The following is a 15,851-nucleotide window of genomic DNA, read 5'->3' on the forward strand; positions in this document are numbered from 1 at the left end:
GAAAAGATGCGGTTGCCGGGGTCAGGCCGAGGGCGGGCACCGGCGCGGCGCCGAGCCGGGTCCGGTGGCGGCGTGGATGCGATCGAGGATCCACGCGGCCACCCAGGGCACGACGAGGGGTGCGACCGTGAAGACGGTATTACGATCCGACAAGGAGCTTTCCTGTGGCTGATGGCAGCGGCCCCTACGACATCGTCGTCCTAGGTGGCGGTAGCGGCGGGTATGCCTGCGCTCTGCGGGCCGCCGAGCTGGGCAAGACGGTCGCGCTGATCGAGAAGGACAAGATCGGCGGTACGTGCCTGCATCGCGGGTGCATTCCCACCAAGGCGCTTCTGCACTCCGCGGAGGTCGCCGACGAGACTCGCGAAAGCGCGACCTACGGCGTCAAGGCCCGATTCGAGGGCATCGACGTGCCCGCGGTCCACGCGTTCAAGGACAAGATCGTCACGCGCGCCTGGAAGGGCGTGCAGGGCCTTCTCAAGAGCAAGGGCATCACGATCATCGAAGGTGAGGGCCGTCTCGCGGGCCCGAACCGGGTCGCGGTGGGCTCCGAGGTCTACGAGGGCCACAACATCGTGCTGGCGACCGGCTCCGCGCCCAGGTCCCTGCCGGGCCTGGAGATCGACGGCGAGCGGATCATCACCAGCGAGCACGCGCTCAAGCTCGACCGGGTGCCCACCTCGGTGGTCGTCCTGGGCGGCGGCGTCATCGGCGTGGAGTTCGCCAGCGTCTGGCGCTCCTTCGGCGCCGAGGTGACGATCGTCGAGGGACTGCCGCACCTGCTGCCCCTGGAGGAGGAGTCCAGCTCCAAGCTGCTGGAGCGCTCTTTCCGCCGCCGCGGCATCAAGCAGGAGCTGGGCGTCTTCTTCGAGGGCGTCAAGACCACCGACACCGGCGTGGTCGTCAGCCTGGCCAACGGCAAGACCCTCGACGCGGAGCTGCTGCTGGTCGCGGTCGGCCGCGGCGCGGTCTCCGCGGGCATGGGCTTCGAGGAGGCGGGCATCGCGATCGAGCGCGGCACCGTCACGGTGAACGAGTTCTGCCAGACCAGCGTGCCGAGCGTGTACGCGGTCGGCGACCTCATCCCGACCCTTCAGCTCGCGCACGCGGGCTTCGCCGAGGGCATCCTGGTGGCCGAGCACATCGCCGGTCTGAACCCCGTGCCGATCGACTACGACGGCGTTCCCCGGATCACCTACTCCGACCCCGAGGTCGCCTCGGTGGGCATCACCTCCGCCCAGGCCAGGGAGCGCGGTCACGAGATCGTCGAGATGACCTACGACCTCGCGGGCAACCCCAAGAGCCAGATCCTGCAGACGCAGGGCGCGGTCAAGATCATCGCGGAGAAGGACGGCCCGGTGCTCGGCGTGCACATGGTCGGCCGCCGCATCGGCGAGTTGGTGACCGAGGGACAGCTGATCTACAACTGGGAGGCCCTGCCCTCCGAGGTCGCGCAGCTCATCCACGCGCACCCCACCCAGTCCGAGGCCGTCGGCGAGGCGATGCTGGCGCTCGCCGGCAAGCCGCTCCACGTCCACAACTAACGCAAGCCCTCACTCGGAACGCGAGAGAAGACAACCTATGCCGAAGTCCGTACAGATGCCCCAGCTCGGTGAGAGCGTCACGGAGGGCACCGTCACCCGCTGGCTGAAGAAGGAGGGCGAGCGCGTCGAGGCCGACGAGCCCCTCCTCGAAGTCTCCACCGACAAGGTCGACACCGAGATTCCGTCCCCGGCCGCGGGCATCCTCACGAAGATCGTGGTGGCCGAGGACGAGACCGTCGAGGTCGGCGCCGAGCTCGCCGTCATCGACGAGAACGGCACCGAGGGCGCGGCCCCCGCGCAGGAGAAGGCCCCCGAGCCCGAGCCTGAGCCTGAGCCCGCCCCGCAGCAGCAGGCGCAGCCGGCCTCCTCGATCCCGCAGCCCGCGCCGCAGCAGCAGCCGGCCCCCGCGCAGGCACAGCAGGCCCCGGCCCCGGCCCCGCAGCAGGCTCCCCAGACCACCCAGCCCTCCCAGGCCGCGCCTCCGTCCCCGATCGCGGTGTCCGAGCCCGCCGCGCAGCCGTCGGGCGACAGCCCGTACGTCACCCCGCTGGTGCGCAAGCTCGCCGGCGAGCACGGCGTCGACCTCGACTCGCTCACCGGCACCGGTGTCGGCGGGCGCATCCGCAAGCAGGACGTCCTGGAGGCGGCCCGCGAGCAGCGCGAGCGGGCCAGTGCTGCCCAGCAGCAGGCCCAGCCGCAGGCCGCCGCCCCGCAGGCCGCCGCCCAGCCGTCCGCGCCGCAGGCGCCGGAGCCGGTCGCGGTGGACACCACGCTGCGCGGGCGCACCGAGAAGATGTCGCGGCTTCGCCAGACCATCGCCAAGCGCATGGTCGAGTCGCTGCAGGTCTCGGCCCAGCTCACCAGCGTGGTCGAGGTCGACGTCACGAAGATCGCGCGGCTGCGCGAGCAGGCGAAGGCCGAGTTCCAGCGGCGCGAGGGCGTCAAGCTCACCTTCACGCCGTTCTTCGCCCTCGCCACGATCGAGGCGCTCAAGCAGCACCCCAAGCTGAACGCCACGATCAACAGCGAGACCAACGAGGTCACGTACTTCGACACCGAGCACCTCGGTTTCGCGACCGACACCGAGCGCGGCCTGCTCGTCCCGGTGATCAAGGACGCCGGCGACCTCAACATCGCCGGGCTCGCCCGTAAGATCGCCGACCTCGCCGAGCGCACCCGCACCAACAAGGTGAGCCCGGACGAGATCACCGGCGGCACGTTCACGCTGACCAACACCGGCAGCCGTGGCGCGCTGTTCGACACGCCGATCCTCAACCAGCCGCAGGTCGGCATGCTGGGCACCGGTGCCGTCGTCAAGCGTCCCGTGGTGCTGGACACCCCTGAGGGCGAGGTCATCGCCGTCCGCTCGATGATGTACCTGGCGCTCAGCTACGACCACCGCCTGGTCGACGGCGCCGACGCCGCCCGCTTCCTGACGACGATCAAGCGTCGTCTCGAGGACGGCCGTTTCGAGAACCAGCTGGGCCTGCACGGCTAGTCACCCGTTCTCTCCTTCCGGGCCGGTCCGCGATCTCGCGGGCCGGCCCGGCTCGTTCTCCCCCGGCGGCGGACCGGCCGGGAAGGCGGGGCGACGCGAATCCGGTGGACGCCCGGTTTCCGAAGCCCTTGGGGGAGGTCGATTACATTGGACGACATGACGATCATCGTGACCGGGTCCTCCGGGCTGCTGGGAACGGCTCTGGTCGAGGCTCTGCGGGACGACGGCGCCCGGGTGGTCCGTCTGGTCAGGCGAGTGCCGGAAGGCGACGACGAGGCCTTCTGGAACCCCGCGAAGGGGGTCGTCGACCAGGCCGCGCTGGAGGGCGCGGAGGCGGTGATCCACCTCGCGGGGGCGGGCATCGGCGACCGGCGCTGGAGCGAGGACCACAAGCGCGAGCTGATCCGCAGCCGGGTCGAGGGGACCAGGACCCTGGCGGGCGCGCTCGCCGGTCTGGGGGCGAAGCCCGCGGCGCTGCTGTCCGGTTCGGCGATCGGCTTCTACGGCGACACCGGGGACGTGGCCGTGGACGAGACGGCGCCCGCGGGCGAGGGGTTCCTCGCCCAGGAGGTCGTGGTGCCGTGGGAGGCGGAGACCGCGCCCGCCGAGGAGGCGGGCATCCGGGTGGTGAGACTCCGTACCGGCCTGGTGCTGAGCGGCCGGGGTGGCATGCTGTCGCGGATCCTTCCCGTCTTCAGGATGGGGCTGGGCGCCCCGCTGGGATCGGGGCGGCAGTACTGGTCGTGGATCTCCATCGACGACTGGGTCCTCGCCGTACAACACATCCTGAAAAATCCTGAGATCTCGGGACCGGTGAACGTGACGGCACCCGAGCCGGTCACCAACGCCGAGTTCACCAAGGCTCTCGGCGCGGCCCTTCACCGGCCCACGATGCCGCTCGCCGTGCCGGAGTTCGTGCTGCGCGCGGCCATCGGGGAGTTCGCCGAGGAGGGGGTGCTGACCGGTCAGCGGGTGCTCCCGCGGCGCCTGCTGGAGAGCGGCTACGCGTTCCGGCATACCCGCCTCGACGAGGCACTCGCCGCCGTAATCTGAAACCCCCGTTTTCAGCGTTCCGGTCGATGAAACCACTTGGGAGACAGACATGGGCAGCCCCGGGCAGTCGCACATCCTCGCGATCGGAGGCGGCTCGTTCCGCCTCTCCACGCGTCAGGGGACCATGGAGGCGAGCCCGCTGCTCAGATACGCCCTCGACCTCACCGGCCAGGACCGGCCCCGCCTGGGCCTGCTCGCCACCGCCACCGGCGACGACGCGGAGTGGCTGCTGCGGATGTACGGCGCCTTCGGCGCGTGGGACGCCGAGGTGAGTCATCTGAGCGTGTTCCCGATGCCCAACGTCGAGGACCCGCGCGAGTGGATGCTCAGCCAGGACATCATCTATGTCAGCGGCGGCAGCGTGGCCAACCTGGCGGCCCTGTGGCGGCTGCACGGCCTCGACGAGATCTTCGAGGAGGCGTGGCGGGCGGGCGTGGTCCTCGCGGGCCAGAGCGCCGGGGCGCTCTGCTGGCACGTGGGCGGCAACACCGACTCCTTCGGGCCGACGCTGCGGGTGTGGTCCGACGGCCTGGGCATGCTGCCATACTCCTGCGGAGTCCACTACAACTCGGAGCCGCAGCGCCGGCGCCTGCTGCACGAGGCGGTGGCCTCCGGCGAACTGCCCGAGGGCTACGCGGCCGACGAGGGCGTCGCCCTGCACTACGTGGGCACCGAGTTCATCCAGGCCGTCAGCGTCCATCCGGACGCCTACGCCTACAAGGTGGAGCACGACGGGGCGGGTGGAGCCAAGGAGTTCCGCATCGAGCCTCGGCTTCTCACGTCTTAACCACGGGCGGGTCAACTACTCTTGAGGCGTGAGTGACCTGGCAGTCGTCCGTCTTGGCGTTGACTTCCCCTACGAGCAGGCGTGGGAGCTTCAGCGGCGCATCCACGCGCGCCGGGTGGCCGAGGAGATCCCCGACACCTGCCTGATGCTCGAACACGCGCCGGTCTACACGGCGGGCAAACGCACCGCGCCGCACGAGAGGCCCTCCGACGGCACCCCCGTCGTCGAGGTCGACCGGGGTGGGCGGATCACCTGGCACGGTCCCGGCCAGCTGGTCGGCTATCCGATCGTCAAGCTCGGCGGCTCCCTCGACGTGAACGCCTACGTGCGGCTCCTCGAGGAGACCCTGGTGCACGTCTGCGCCGACTTCGGGGTCCAGGCGGGCCGGGTGGAGGGGCGCGGTGGCGTCTGGGTGGCCGGCGACCCCTCGCACGGCCTGCCGGACAGGAAGGTCGGGGCGATCGGCATCCGGGTCTCCGGCGGCGTCACGATGCACGGGTTCGCGCTCAACTGCTCCAACGACCCGAGCTGGTACAACCGGATCGTCCCGTGCGGCATCGGCGACGCCGGGGTCTCCTCGCTGTCGGCCGAGACCGGCCGCCGGATCGTGGTCGACGAGGTCCTGCCGTACGCCGAGAAGCACCTGGCGGAGGCGCTCGGCGCGCAGGCCTTCGAGCTTTTCGAGGAAGACCTCTTCCGGCGCTGATCCGGGCGCCGCGCCCCGGGGCCGCCGCAGCTTACGGCGGGACATAAGCTGGTGAGGTGAGCGAGCGTGACGACATTTACAGCACCTCGATATGCACCACCTCGGTCCCTCGACCGACGAAGGAGCTCGCATGACCGTCGCCCCCGACGGGCGGAAACTCCTCCGCCTTGAGGTCCGCAACGCCGAGACCCCCATCGAGAAGAAGCCCGACTGGATCAAGACCAAGTTCAGGACGGGCCCGAACCACACCGAGCTCCGGGAGCTGGTCAAACGCGAAGGGCTGCACACGGTCTGTCAGGAGGCCGGGTGTCCCAACATCTCCGAGTGCTGGGAGGACCGCGAGGCCACCTTCCTCATCGGCGGTGACCAGTGCACCCGGCGGTGTGACTTCTGCCAGATCGACACCGGCAAGCCCAAGGCGTACGACACCGACGAGCCGCGCCGCGTGGCCGACTCGGTGCGGCAGATGGGGCTCAACTACGCGACCGTGACCGGTGTCGCCCGCGACGACCTGCCCGACGGCGGCGCGTGGCTGTACGCCGAGACCGCGCGGCAGATCCACGCCCTCCTGCCCGGCTGCGGCGTCGAACTGCTCGTGCCCGACTTCAACGGCGACCAGGCCCAGCTGGAGGAGGTGTTCTCCTCCAGGCCCGAGGTGTTCGCGCACAACATCGAGACCGTGCCGCGGATCTTCAAGCGCATCCGGCCCGCGTTCCGCTACGACCGGTCCCTGGGAGTGATCACCAAGGCCCGCCAGGCCGGCCTGGTGACCAAGTCCAACCTGATCCTCGGCATGGGCGAGGAGCGCGAGGAGATCGTCCAGGCCATGCGCGACCTGCACGAGGCCGGGTGCGACCTGCTCACCGTGACCCAGTACCTCCGGCCCACCCCGCGCCACCACCCCGTCGAGCGCTGGGTGAAGCCCGAGGAGTTCGTGGAGCTCCAGAAGGAGGCGGAGGCGATCGGGTTCGCGGGGGTCCTCTCCGGGCCGCTGGTCCGCTCCTCCTACCGGGCGGGGCGCCTGTACAAGCAGGCCGTCGAGGCTCGCCAGCACGTCTGAGCCCTCTTCGGCCGGTCAGTGAAACCTGAAAGGACCCCGCTCGGGCCTTGGGTTCACGGGGTCGTCGCGACATCTCGATCCGAGGAGTCGCGACGACCCCGTGAAACCGCCGGCGAGCGGGGTCCTTCCGGTTTCACGAGTCGGCGTCCGGCAGATTACGTTTTCACTTCTTGACCCCTGGATTTGTATCCTTCAGAACATGGCCAAGAAGCCCGAAGACTCAGAGCGCCCGGGGCGCATCAAGCAGCTCCGCATGATCGCGAAGATCATCAAGGAGGCCAATCCCAAGGGGATGCCGATCGTCTACGCGTCGGCGCTGGGCACGCTCGCGCTGTGCGTGGTGATCGGCCTGGTCACGGGCTGGTTCTGGTATCTCCTCTTCATCGGGATCATGCTGGCCCTCACCGTCGGGCTGGTGGTGTTCGGCCAGCTCGCCCAGAGGGCCCAGTACTCCATGTTGCACGGGCAGGTCGGCGCCGCCGCCGCGATCCTGCAGGGCATGCGCGGCAACTGGGAGGTCACCCCCGCCGTCGCCGTCACCCGCGACCAGGACATCGTGCACCGCGTGGTCGGCTACCCCGGCATCATCCTGGTCTCCGAGGGGCCGGGCAGCCGTGTGCAGAAGATGCTGGTCGCCGAGAAGAAGCGCGTCCAGCGGGTCGCGCTGGACGTCCCGGTCTACGACATCCAGTCCGGTGACGGCGACGGGCAGGTTCCGCTCGCCAAGCTGCAGCGCCACCTGATGAAGCTGCCCCGCAATCTCAAGAAGCCCGCCCTGTACGAGATCAACAACCGGCTGAAGGCCCTCCCGCAGACGCTGCCGATGCCCAAGGGCCCGCTGCCGCGCGGCGCGAAGATGCCCCGCCCGAAGATGCGCTGATGAGCCTCGCCGGGTTGGGGCGCCACCGGGTGGACGCCGCGGCCACCTCCCGGGCCAACCGTGGCTGGTGGGACGCCTCCGCCGACGAATACCAGGCGGAGCACGGGGAGTTCCTGCGCGACTCGGGGTTCGTCTGGGGCCCCGAGGGCCTGGACGAGGCCGACGCCCGCCTGCTGGGCGACGTCGCGGGCAAGGACGTGCTGGAGATCGGCTGCGGCGCCGGACAGTGCGGGCGCTGGCTGGCCGGGCAGGGCGCCAGGGTGGCCGCCTTCGACCTGTCCTTCAGGCAACTGCAGCACTCCGGCCGGATCGACCTGGACGCCGGGTCGGCGCTGCCGGTGGTCCAGGCGGACGCCGAGGTCCTGCCCTTCGCCGACCGGACGTTCGACCTGGCCTGCTCGGCGTACGGCGCGCTGCCCTTCGTGGCGGACGCCGGGGCCGTGCTGGCCGAGGTCCACCGGGTGCTGCGCCCCGGGGGCCTGCTGGTCTTCTCGGTGAGCCATCCGATCCGCTGGGCCTTCCCCGACGACCCCGGCCCCGCCGGGCTCACCTCCGACCGCTCCTACTTCGACCGTTCCGCCTACGTGGAGATCGGCGAGGACGGGCGGCCCTCCTACGTCGAGCACCACCGCACGATGGCCGACTGGGTCGGGCTCATCACCGCCTCAGGGCTGGCGCTGCGAGGGCTGGTCGAGCCCGAGTGGCCGCCGGGTCACGACCGCGAGTGGGGTGGCTGGAGTCCGCTGCGCGGCCGCCACCTGCCCGGCACCGCGATCTTCACCTGCGCACGCCAGGCGCGCCATCCCGCCTGAACAGCCGGCGGGATGGCGCGCTCGCGCCGAGCGACGCCCTAACGGTCGCCGCCGAGTTCCATGACGAGTCCGCCGAGGACGTCGAAGGTGGTGAAATCCCCGGCGGAGACGAGGTTCTTGGTCACGGCGACCGAGATCCCGGTGGCCGTGTCGGCGTACGCGGCCGACCCTCCGCTTCCCGCCATGCCGAACAGGGTGGGGCCGTTGAGGAGCTCGGTGGCGCCGAGGGCGTATCCGAGTGACCGGGTGGCCGGGAAGGCGGTGATCTCGTCCGTCCCGCTGAACTCCACCGCGGTGATCTCGCGGAGTCGTTCCCGCGAGACGAGCCTGACGCCGTCCACCTCGCCCAGCAGGGCGGCGTACATGCGGGCCACGGCGCGGGCGGACATGGTGCCGCCCGCCGGGATGTCGGAGGTCAGTACGTCGGCGCGGTTGCCGAAAGCGGCGTCGGGCATCGCCGCCATCGGCGCCGCCGTGTAGCCGTCCACGACCCTGAAGAACGGGATGTCCGCGAACATCTCCGGGGACATCTCGAAGTCGCTCGGGGCGTCCTCCAGGCGGGCGAGCCTGCCCAGCTCGGATTCGGGGACGCCGAAGAACAGCTCGTCGGCCACGCCCAGCGGTCCGGCGACCTCCTCCCGCAGGACCTGGGAGATCGGCCTGCCGGTGGCCCGGCGGACGATCTCTCCGACGATGTAGCCGAACGACTGGGGGTGGTAGCCGCTGCCGGTGCCCGGCTCCCACCAGGGCTTGGCGTCGGCGATCACCGCGCACATCCCCTCCCAGTCGCACAGGTCCTCCGGCGTGGTGGCCACCGGTACGCCCGGCACGCCCGTCGAGTGGGTGAGGGCGTGCCGTACGGTCGCGCGCTCCTTGCCGTGGGCACCGAACTCCGGCCACAGCTCGACGATCGGCGTGTCGTAGCCGAGGACGCCCCGTTCCACCAGCACGTGCACCACCGTCGAGGTGACGCCCTTGCCGGTCGAGGCGCTCCAGATCGGCGTGTCCGGCGTGACGGGACGCCCGGTGGCCGGATCGGCGACGCCCGCGACGACGTCGACCACCGGCTCGCCGTGCCGGTACGCGGCGACCTGCAGGCCCCGCTCGGCGCCGGACTCCACCAGCTTGTCGGCCGCTTCCTGGACCCGCTTCTGCATATCGTTCATCGTCCTGCCCTTCGTGATGAGGTGTGTGACCTGTACGACGGCGGGAGGCCGGGAAAGGAATCGGTCCGGGAGGAGAAATTCGCTCCGAGGTCCGGCGCCGCCCGGTCACGGGAGGTCGGCGCCGGAAAACCGGGAGGGGAAACAGCGCAGGAAGATCAGCGCCGGGAGATCGCGAGCAGGACGGCGGGCTCCCGCCCCGGGTTGCGCAGGGCCCGCACGGTGAGCCCGTCCAGCCACAGCACGTCACCGCGCAGGAAAACCCGGTGATCGCCGTCGGAGCAGACCAGTTCGATCCGCCCTCGCTCCAGCAGGACGATCGCCCCCCGCCACTCGTCCCCGTCGTGGACGTGCGAGTCCCCGGGCGCGACGACGACCCTGCGCACGTCGAACGCCGACCCGGACCCTCCGGGCGGGATGGGCGCCGGGTCCTCACCGGCGCCCATCACAACGTCGGGGGAAGGTCGAAAGCCGGGAAGATCTCGGCGCCGAAGGTCGTGATCTGGGTGACCAGCCCTTCCTCGACCCGCAGGACCCCGAGCCACGAGCCGTGGTACTCGGACTCGCCGGGACGCCTGACGTACGCCGCCGCGGCGGGCTGCCGGTTGGCGCGGGTGGGCAGGACCCGCCAATCCCCCCACGCCTCGGGGCCGATCATGGCGGGGCGCCACGTGTCGACGATCGAAGGTCCGCCCAGGATCCAGATCGGCGCCGGCGGCATCGACTGCCACGCGTCCGCGCGCAGCACCCCGGCCAGGATGGCGGGATCGGCCTGCTCGACGGCGTCGATGTAGCGCTGCAGCACCGCGCGTTCCTCACCGGTCGGATCCGACGACGGCGCCCATTCCAGCCGTCGCGCGGGCAGGTTCTCCCGCATCGTCGACCGGGCCCGCTGCAGGGTGCTCTTCACCGAGACGACGCTCACCTCCAGCAGGGCGGCGGCCTCCTGCGCCGACCAGCCGAGCACGTCGCGCAGGATCAGTACCACCCGCTGCCGGGGAGGCAGGTGCTGGATGGCGGCCATGAACGCCAGCTCGATCGTCTCCTTGGCGACCACGGCGGCGTCCGGCTCGGCGTCGGCGGGCGCGGCGGGCTCCAGGAGGCGGTCCGGGTAGGGACGCAGCCAGAAGACCTCGGTCGAGGACGGCGACGGCACGCCCGGAGTGGCGAGCACCGGCGCCTCGCGAGGGCGCGGGCGACGCGGGTGACGATCGAGGAAGTCCAGGCACGCGTTGGTCGCGATCCGATACAGCCAGGCCCTGAACGTCGAGCGCCCCTGGAAGCTCTCCCGCCTGCGCCAGGCGCGCAGGAACGTCTCCTGCACCATGTCCTCGGACTCCTCGAACGAGCCGAGCATCCGATAGCAGTGCACCCGCAGTTCCCGCCGGTATCTCTCGACGAGCGCGCCGAACGCCGGCTCGTCACCCGCCAGCGCGGCGGCCAGGACCTCGGCGTCCTCCGACCTTTCCCGGCCTGTCTCGTCTCCGCTCACGATCTCATACCTCCCGTACGGCGTCCCGCCCTGCGCGGGCGCCCACGGTATGACGACCGCCGGGCGGAAAAGGAATCGGCGGTCTCGGCCCGCACCGGGGGCCGAGGACGAGCACCGGGAACGGGAGAGCGGAGAAGGGGGAAAGAAACCGGGCGCGGGCCGGCTCAGAGGCGTACGACCACGGTGTTCGCCGCACGGTCGTGCAGGCCTCGCTGGTCGCGGTCCCAGACGAGGGCGGGCACGGCGAGGCAGAGCAGGAAGGTCCGCGCGAGCACCGAGACGAACCCGGGGGCGCCGCCGCCGAGCGCGGCGACCCGGATGCCGAACAGGCGCATCCCGAAGGTCATCCCCATGGTGCCCACCAGCAGGAGGTATTCGACGGCGAGGATCAGGACCGGCACCCAGGGCGTCGCGGCGGCGTCGATCCGCAGGAGCCCCTGGGTGATGGCCCAGGTGCAGATCAGCCAGTCGACCATGATGGCGCCGATCCTGCGGCCGAATCCGGCCACCGCGCCGCTGCCCTCCTCGGGCATCCCGAGCCGCTCCCCCGGGTAGCCGAGATCGACTCCGGCCGACCGGACGCCACCGAGCCAGGTCTGGGTCCAACGCGGCTGCTTGCTGCTCATGGTCCCAACGGTATCCGCCCCGGGTACCGCCCTCGTACTCGCCCGGAACGACTGGCGAAACCAGGCGAAAGCCATGGATCATATGCGTCGGTATCTCAACAAGCACATTTCCCCCCGGAGCCCCCCGTGCCTGACAACGACGACATCGACCAGCGTTTCAAGACGCTCACGGACCAGATCAGCGCGCGGGAACGCAAGCGGATGACCAAGATCGCAGAACAGGAGTGGGCGCGGCAGCCCCGTCTCAGGCGGGCCCGCAGGCGGCGGAGGGCGGCGATCGCCGTCGCCGTCCTGGTGGCGGCGGCCGGGGGGTTCGTCGTCTACCGGCCCGACGTCGTCGAGGGCGTCCGCGCCTCGGTCTTCGCGGGGTTCGCGGACTTCGGCACCGCCCCGACGGCCCAGAGCCCTGAGCAGGCGAAAGCGGCGGACGTCTCCCCCTTCCACGGCTCCCCCGCCCAGGATTACGCCGACGGCGCCAAGGGGTTGGTCATGCCGAAGGCTCGGGCGCTCGGCGGGCTGAGCCGCAAAGAGGTGTCGACGGCCCTTCGCCACGCGAGAAAACTCCTGATCGCCTCGCACCTGGACCGCAAGGTGCTGCTGGGCGGCAGGCCGAACGCGCTGATCCGGCTGCTGGACCCCGAGCAGCGCGCGCCCTTCGTCAAGGGACTCAAGCGCCCTGACGGGAAAAAGGGGTACGAGAGCCGGAGGTGGGTGACCAGCCTGGCTCCGAAGAGCGCGGAACTGGCCAGCGAGACCTTCAAGGTCAACGGCAAAACCCGGTTCACCACCTTCAAGGAGGACGGGTTCGTTCGCGTCCGGATCAAGGTCAACTACCTGTTCGTGTACGCGATCCAGCGGCCTGGCCGGCCGGAGACCCTCACCAGGCTCGTCGCGCACAACCTCGGCACACTGGACGTGTGGCGGGTGGGCGATCGGCTGCGCCTCTGGATCGTCGACTGGAACGGCGGAGGAGTGGCCCCGGCGCGGTGCGATGTCGACGACACCTTCGTACACCCGTTCTATCCGGACTCGCCCGCCGACCTGACACTGAAGGCCGGCGCGAAGGCCGTGGACGCCTACTCACAGGAGGAGGAGACGAACGAGGAGTGCAGCCCTCTGAAGTCGGACACGTGAAAATCCGGCAAAACCGGGCAAAGGAAACCTTCCGTATACCCGTCCACGCGAGGTCCGAGAACTAGCGTGGAGGCGACTTTCGCTTAACACGGGTGAAACAAACGAGACACGGGGCGGTAACGGCACAGGCATACTTTCGGTCCTGTTAGCCCGTCCCATGGGAGGTTCGCGTGTTCAACTCCGCCGACGACGTCCTGAAGTTCATCAAGGACGAAGGGGTGCAGTTCGTTGATGTCAGGTTCACCGACCTGCCGGGGACGACGCACCACTTCACGTTCCCCTCGGAGAACTTCGGAGCCGCCGTCTTCACCGACGGCCTGATGTTCGACGGATCGTCGATCCGCGGATTCCAGGCCATCCACGAGTCGGACATGCTGCTGCTGCCCGACCCGTCCACGGCCGTGCTCGACCCGTTCAGGCAGCACAAGACGCTCAACATCAACTTCTTCGTGCACGACCCGCTGACGGGCGAGGCCTACAGCCGCGACCCGCGCAACGTCGCCCGCAAGGCGGAGGAGTATCTCAAGGGCACCGGCATCGCCGACACGATCTACTTCGGCCCCGAGGCCGAGTTCTACATCTTCGACGACGTCCGGTTCGAGACCAACGCCCACTCGAGCTACTACCACATCGACTCGATCGAGGGCGCCTGGAACAGCGGCAAGGCCCAGGACGGCGGCAACCTCGGTTACAAGCCGCGCTTCAAGGGCGGCTACTTCCCGGTCCCGCCGATGGACCACTTCACCGACCTGCGTTCGGAGATGGTCCGCAAGCTCATCGACGCCGGGATCGACGTCGAGATGCAGCACCACGAGGTGGGCACGGCCGGCCAGGCGGAGATCGACTTCCGCTTCAACACGCTGCTCAAGGCCGCCGACACCATGATGCTGTACAAGTACATCGTCAAGAGCACGGCCCTGGAGCACGGCCACACGGTCACCTTCATGCCCAAGCCGATCTTCGGTGACAACGGCTCCGGCATGCACTGCCACCAGTCGCTCTGGAAGGACGGCGAGCCGCTCTTCTACGACGAGGTCGGCTACGCGGGCCTGTCCGACACCGCCCGCTACTACATCGGCGGCCTGCTCAAGCACGCCCCGTCGCTGCTGGCCTTCACCAACCCGACGGTCAACTCCTACCACCGCCTGGTGCCCGGCTACGAGGCCCCGGTCAACCTGGTCTACTCCCAGCGCAACCGCTCGGCGTGCATCCGCATCCCGATCACGGGCTCCAACCCGAAGGCCAAGCGCATCGAGTTCCGGGTCCCCGACCCCTCCTGCAACCCCTACTTCGCCTTCGCCGCCCAGCTCATGGCGGGCATCGACGGCATCCGCAACAAGATCGAGCCGGTCGAGCCGGTCGACAAGGACCTCTACGAGCTTCCCCCGGAGGAGGCCCGTAACATCCCGCAGGTCCCCGGCACCCTGTCGGACGTGCTCGCGGCCCTGGAGGCCGACCACGAGTACCTCCTGGAGGGCGGCGTCTTCACGCCGGACCTGATCGAGACCTGGATCGCCTACAAGCGCGAGAACGAGATCGACCCGATCCGCCTGCGCCCGCACCCCCACGAGTTCGAGCTCTACTACGACGTCTGAGCCGCTGAGCTTCCAACCTGGTTGAACAACTGGCGGTTGAGCCGCCAGGGCACTCGGGCTTTCCATGAAAGGCCGCCGACCGCCCCTCTGCCGAGGGTGCGTTCGGCGGCCTTTCGCTGCGCACCCGTCCCGACGGCATGAAGTGTGTGCGGGTCCGCACCGTGAACCCGAGGTCCTCGTGGCCGAGGAGCTCGGCGAGGTGGTGACCGGCCGCCCTCTGCCGGCAGGAAGTCAGGAGTTCACATCTCCTGGGATCCGTCGGTTCAAACGCACTCTCGCCAAAGGTCGTCGGCGAGAGTGCGCGACCATCCGAGTGACTACGATCTCTCTTCCGCTGAAAGCCGACCCGTATTCCGGCGACTCAGTTGTAAGGATTGTCGTAGGTCACGGACTTGGTACGGCTGTTGTAACTGTTGCCGGGATAGAACCAGCCGCCCGTCACATTAACGGTGATATTCCTCAGGGTGGTGGAGTGGGTGTATTCACCGTTGTAGAGGGACAGGTACAGCTGGCATCCGGGGGGAGCGGTCGCCGTGCCCGTCATGGTCGGATACAGGGGGGTGCTGCCGTTGACGGTGATGGAGAGGCTCGGGCTGGGGTAGGACCCACTCCCCCAGCACAGCTGGAGCGCGTACCTGAACTTCGTGTTCCCGTCGTCGAACGCCACCGTGCCGGTCAGCTGGGCGAGCATGAGCGGTGGGCCGGCGTTCGAGGTCACCGTGACGGACACGGGCTGGTCCGGACCGTAGGTGGCGTGCGCGGGGGTGACGGGCACCAGGATTGCCATGAGTGTCGCGATGGCGATGACGACAGAGCCGGCCGCACGACGTGCTGTGAAATGTGTCAATTCCAACCTCACCTCTATTCATGATGTCGGCGGAGCACAACTCGGAGATTATTGCCGGGGTCTACGGGCGTCCAGACAGGTGATTTAGAGACACTGATTCGGCTCGGCGTTAACCTGCGCCATGGCAGTTCTCTCAAGGATGGATCAGGCATGCCAGCAGGTCGGAGATCAGCCCTGCAGAGCCGTATTAATGGCGTGCCGGGTGAAACTTTCATTCCACCGGAACGCGATCGACTCAGACAGTGAAGACGGCTGGATCGGCGTGATCGTCTTCCGGGCCTTCCTCGCAGCGCTCCCCTTCCTCCCGGGCGACTTCAACGTGATCAAGGAGAGTGCCCTGCCGCCGTTAGATCGCCGACAAATGGGACAGAGGGGGTGGGGCCGGGCGGTGAACGGGTCCGGCTGGAGATCACTATCTGGAGGTTGCGCATGCTTGCTCAGTCCATACGGAAGGCGGCCATCGCCGCGGCGGCGATGACGGCGCTCGTCGGCCTGGTCGGCGGTTGCGGGGGCGACGGTGACAACGACAGGGATGACAGCCCTGATGTGGTCAACACGACCGGACCCGGTGTGGACGACGACGGCGGCGTGGACGACGACGGCGGTGTCGACAACGACGGGGACGGCAACTGACCGACACCGGCCAACGCCCAC

The 15,851-nt window shown here is 69.5% G+C and carries 17 protein-coding genes; 11 read left to right on the forward strand and 6 right to left on the reverse strand.

Going from position 1 to position 15,851, the window contains the following annotated elements; genetic code table 11:
- Positions 1-21 precede the first annotated feature (21 nt).
- On the reverse strand, positions 22-153 hold the full coding sequence (locus ACFY3V_RS02550; RefSeq protein WP_350947446.1) for a hypothetical protein: 132 nt from the start codon (positions 151-153) through the stop codon (positions 22-24).
- Between the two features lie 11 nt (positions 154-164).
- On the opposite strand from ACFY3V_RS02550, the gene lpdA reads away from it, so the two are divergent.
- The 8 genes from lpdA (at position 165) to ACFY3V_RS02590 (ending at position 8,340) form a co-directional block, all read left to right on the forward strand.
- Complete coding sequence (gene lpdA, locus ACFY3V_RS02555; RefSeq protein WP_362895729.1) at positions 165-1,544, forward strand: dihydrolipoyl dehydrogenase; 1,380 nt, start codon at positions 165-167, stop codon at positions 1,542-1,544.
- 37 nt (positions 1,545-1,581) lie between these two features.
- Positions 1,582-3,042 (forward strand): 2-oxoglutarate dehydrogenase, E2 component, dihydrolipoamide succinyltransferase, encoded by a 1,461-nt coding sequence (sucB, locus tag ACFY3V_RS02560; protein WP_389769201.1) that lies wholly within the window; start codon positions 1,582-1,584, stop codon positions 3,040-3,042.
- Between the two features lie 156 nt (positions 3,043-3,198).
- Positions 3,199-4,095 (forward strand): TIGR01777 family oxidoreductase, encoded by an 897-nt coding sequence (locus ACFY3V_RS02565; protein WP_362895733.1) that lies wholly within the window; start codon positions 3,199-3,201, stop codon positions 4,093-4,095.
- A gap of 49 nt (positions 4,096-4,144) precedes the next feature.
- On the forward strand, positions 4,145-4,882 hold the full coding sequence (locus ACFY3V_RS02570) for a peptidase E (protein WP_350947442.1): 738 nt from the start codon (positions 4,145-4,147) through the stop codon (positions 4,880-4,882).
- A 28-nt stretch (positions 4,883-4,910) separates the two neighbouring features.
- Positions 4,911-5,588, forward strand: coding sequence for a lipoyl(octanoyl) transferase LipB (gene lipB / locus ACFY3V_RS02575; protein WP_350947441.1), 678 nt, complete (start codon positions 4,911-4,913; stop codon positions 5,586-5,588).
- Between the two features lie 130 nt (positions 5,589-5,718).
- Positions 5,719-6,648, forward strand: a complete 930-nt coding sequence (gene lipA, locus ACFY3V_RS02580) for a lipoyl synthase (protein ID WP_350947440.1) — start codon at positions 5,719-5,721, stop codon at positions 6,646-6,648.
- A 199-nt stretch (positions 6,649-6,847) separates the two neighbouring features.
- On the forward strand, positions 6,848-7,528 hold the full coding sequence (locus ACFY3V_RS02585; protein ID WP_350947439.1) for a DUF4191 domain-containing protein: 681 nt from the start codon (positions 6,848-6,850) through the stop codon (positions 7,526-7,528).
- A complete protein-coding gene (locus tag ACFY3V_RS02590; protein ID WP_350947438.1) occupies positions 7,528-8,340 on the forward strand; it encodes a class I SAM-dependent methyltransferase in 813 nt (270 codons plus the stop codon). Before ACFY3V_RS02585 ends, ACFY3V_RS02590 begins: the two co-directional genes overlap by 1 nt.
- Before the next feature lie 38 nt (positions 8,341-8,378).
- Here the strand turns inward: ACFY3V_RS02590 and ACFY3V_RS02595 are convergent, their stop codons facing one another.
- The 4 genes from ACFY3V_RS02595 to ACFY3V_RS02610 all read right to left on the reverse strand — a co-directional run bounded on the left by ACFY3V_RS02595 (position 8,379) and on the right by ACFY3V_RS02610 (position 11,621).
- Positions 8,379-9,506 carry a serine hydrolase domain-containing protein gene (locus ACFY3V_RS02595; protein WP_389769207.1) on the reverse strand — a complete coding sequence of 376 codons (1,128 nt, stop codon included), beginning with the start codon at positions 9,504-9,506 and terminating at the stop codon, positions 8,379-8,381.
- A 155-nt stretch (positions 9,507-9,661) separates the two neighbouring features.
- On the reverse strand, positions 9,662-9,949 hold the full coding sequence (locus ACFY3V_RS02600; RefSeq protein ID WP_389769210.1) for a hypothetical protein: 288 nt from the start codon (positions 9,947-9,949) through the stop codon (positions 9,662-9,664).
- On the reverse strand, positions 9,949-10,995 hold the full coding sequence (locus ACFY3V_RS02605; RefSeq protein WP_362765161.1) for an RNA polymerase subunit sigma-70: 1,047 nt from the start codon (positions 10,993-10,995) through the stop codon (positions 9,949-9,951). The genes ACFY3V_RS02600 and ACFY3V_RS02605 overlap by 1 nt, the downstream gene beginning before the upstream one ends.
- Positions 10,996-11,159: 164 nt before the next feature.
- Positions 11,160-11,621 carry an RDD family protein gene (locus ACFY3V_RS02610; RefSeq protein ID WP_350947434.1) on the reverse strand — a complete coding sequence of 154 codons (462 nt, stop codon included), beginning with the start codon at positions 11,619-11,621 and terminating at the stop codon, positions 11,160-11,162.
- Between the two features lie 126 nt (positions 11,622-11,747).
- Here ACFY3V_RS02610 and ACFY3V_RS02615 point away from each other — a divergent pair, with 126 nt between their 5' ends.
- Both ACFY3V_RS02615 and glnA read left to right on the forward strand, forming a co-directional pair.
- The gene (locus ACFY3V_RS02615) at positions 11,748-12,755 is read left to right on the forward strand and encodes a hypothetical protein (protein ID WP_389769213.1); all 1,008 of its coding nucleotides are present in this window, start codon (positions 11,748-11,750) and stop codon (positions 12,753-12,755) included.
- A 170-nt stretch (positions 12,756-12,925) separates the two neighbouring features.
- Positions 12,926-14,350 carry a type I glutamate--ammonia ligase gene (glnA, locus tag ACFY3V_RS02620; protein WP_350947432.1) on the forward strand — a complete coding sequence of 475 codons (1,425 nt, stop codon included), beginning with the start codon at positions 12,926-12,928 and terminating at the stop codon, positions 14,348-14,350.
- 361 nt (positions 14,351-14,711) lie between these two features.
- On the opposite strand, the gene ACFY3V_RS02625 is transcribed toward glnA, so the two are convergent.
- A complete protein-coding gene (locus ACFY3V_RS02625; protein ID WP_389769217.1) occupies positions 14,712-15,137 on the reverse strand; it encodes a hypothetical protein in 426 nt (141 codons plus the stop codon).
- A 489-nt stretch (positions 15,138-15,626) separates the two neighbouring features.
- On the opposite strand from ACFY3V_RS02625, the gene ACFY3V_RS02630 reads away from it, so the two are divergent.
- On the forward strand, positions 15,627-15,830 hold the full coding sequence (locus ACFY3V_RS02630; protein ID WP_389769220.1) for a hypothetical protein: 204 nt from the start codon (positions 15,627-15,629) through the stop codon (positions 15,828-15,830).
- Positions 15,831-15,851 lie beyond the last annotated feature (21 nt).

The sequence above is a fragment of the Streptosporangium sp. NPDC000095 genome, from assembly GCF_042899335.1.
Classification (GTDB): Bacteria; Actinomycetota; Actinomycetes; order Streptosporangiales; family Streptosporangiaceae; genus Streptosporangium.

Excerpts from the sequence above, each read along its gene's own strand:
- sucB (WP_389769201.1), top strand. The coding sequence starts at position 1,582 with ATGCCGAAGTCCGTACAGATGCCCCAGCTCGGTGAGAGCGTCACGGAG.
- ACFY3V_RS02565 (WP_362895733.1), top strand. The coding sequence starts at position 3,199 with ATGACGATCATCGTGACCGGGTCCTCCGGGCTGCTGGGAACGGCTCTG.
- ACFY3V_RS02570 (WP_350947442.1), top strand. The coding sequence starts at position 4,145 with ATGGGCAGCCCCGGGCAGTCGCACATCCTCGCGATCGGAGGCGGCTCG.
- lipA (WP_350947440.1), top strand. The coding sequence starts at position 5,719 with ATGACCGTCGCCCCCGACGGGCGGAAACTCCTCCGCCTTGAGGTCCGC.
- ACFY3V_RS02585 (WP_350947439.1), top strand. The coding sequence starts at position 6,848 with ATGGCCAAGAAGCCCGAAGACTCAGAGCGCCCGGGGCGCATCAAGCAG.
- ACFY3V_RS02590 (WP_350947438.1), top strand. The coding sequence starts at position 7,528 with ATGAGCCTCGCCGGGTTGGGGCGCCACCGGGTGGACGCCGCGGCCACC.
- ACFY3V_RS02595 (WP_389769207.1), bottom strand. The coding sequence starts at position 9,506 with ATGAACGATATGCAGAAGCGGGTCCAGGAAGCGGCCGACAAGCTGGTG.
- ACFY3V_RS02600 (WP_389769210.1), bottom strand. The coding sequence starts at position 9,949 with ATGGGCGCCGGTGAGGACCCGGCGCCCATCCCGCCCGGAGGGTCCGGG.
- ACFY3V_RS02610 (WP_350947434.1), bottom strand. The coding sequence starts at position 11,621 with ATGAGCAGCAAGCAGCCGCGTTGGACCCAGACCTGGCTCGGTGGCGTC.
- ACFY3V_RS02625 (WP_389769217.1), bottom strand. The coding sequence starts at position 15,137 with ATGGCAATCCTGGTGCCCGTCACCCCCGCGCACGCCACCTACGGTCCG.
- ACFY3V_RS02630 (WP_389769220.1), top strand. The coding sequence starts at position 15,627 with ATGCTTGCTCAGTCCATACGGAAGGCGGCCATCGCCGCGGCGGCGATG.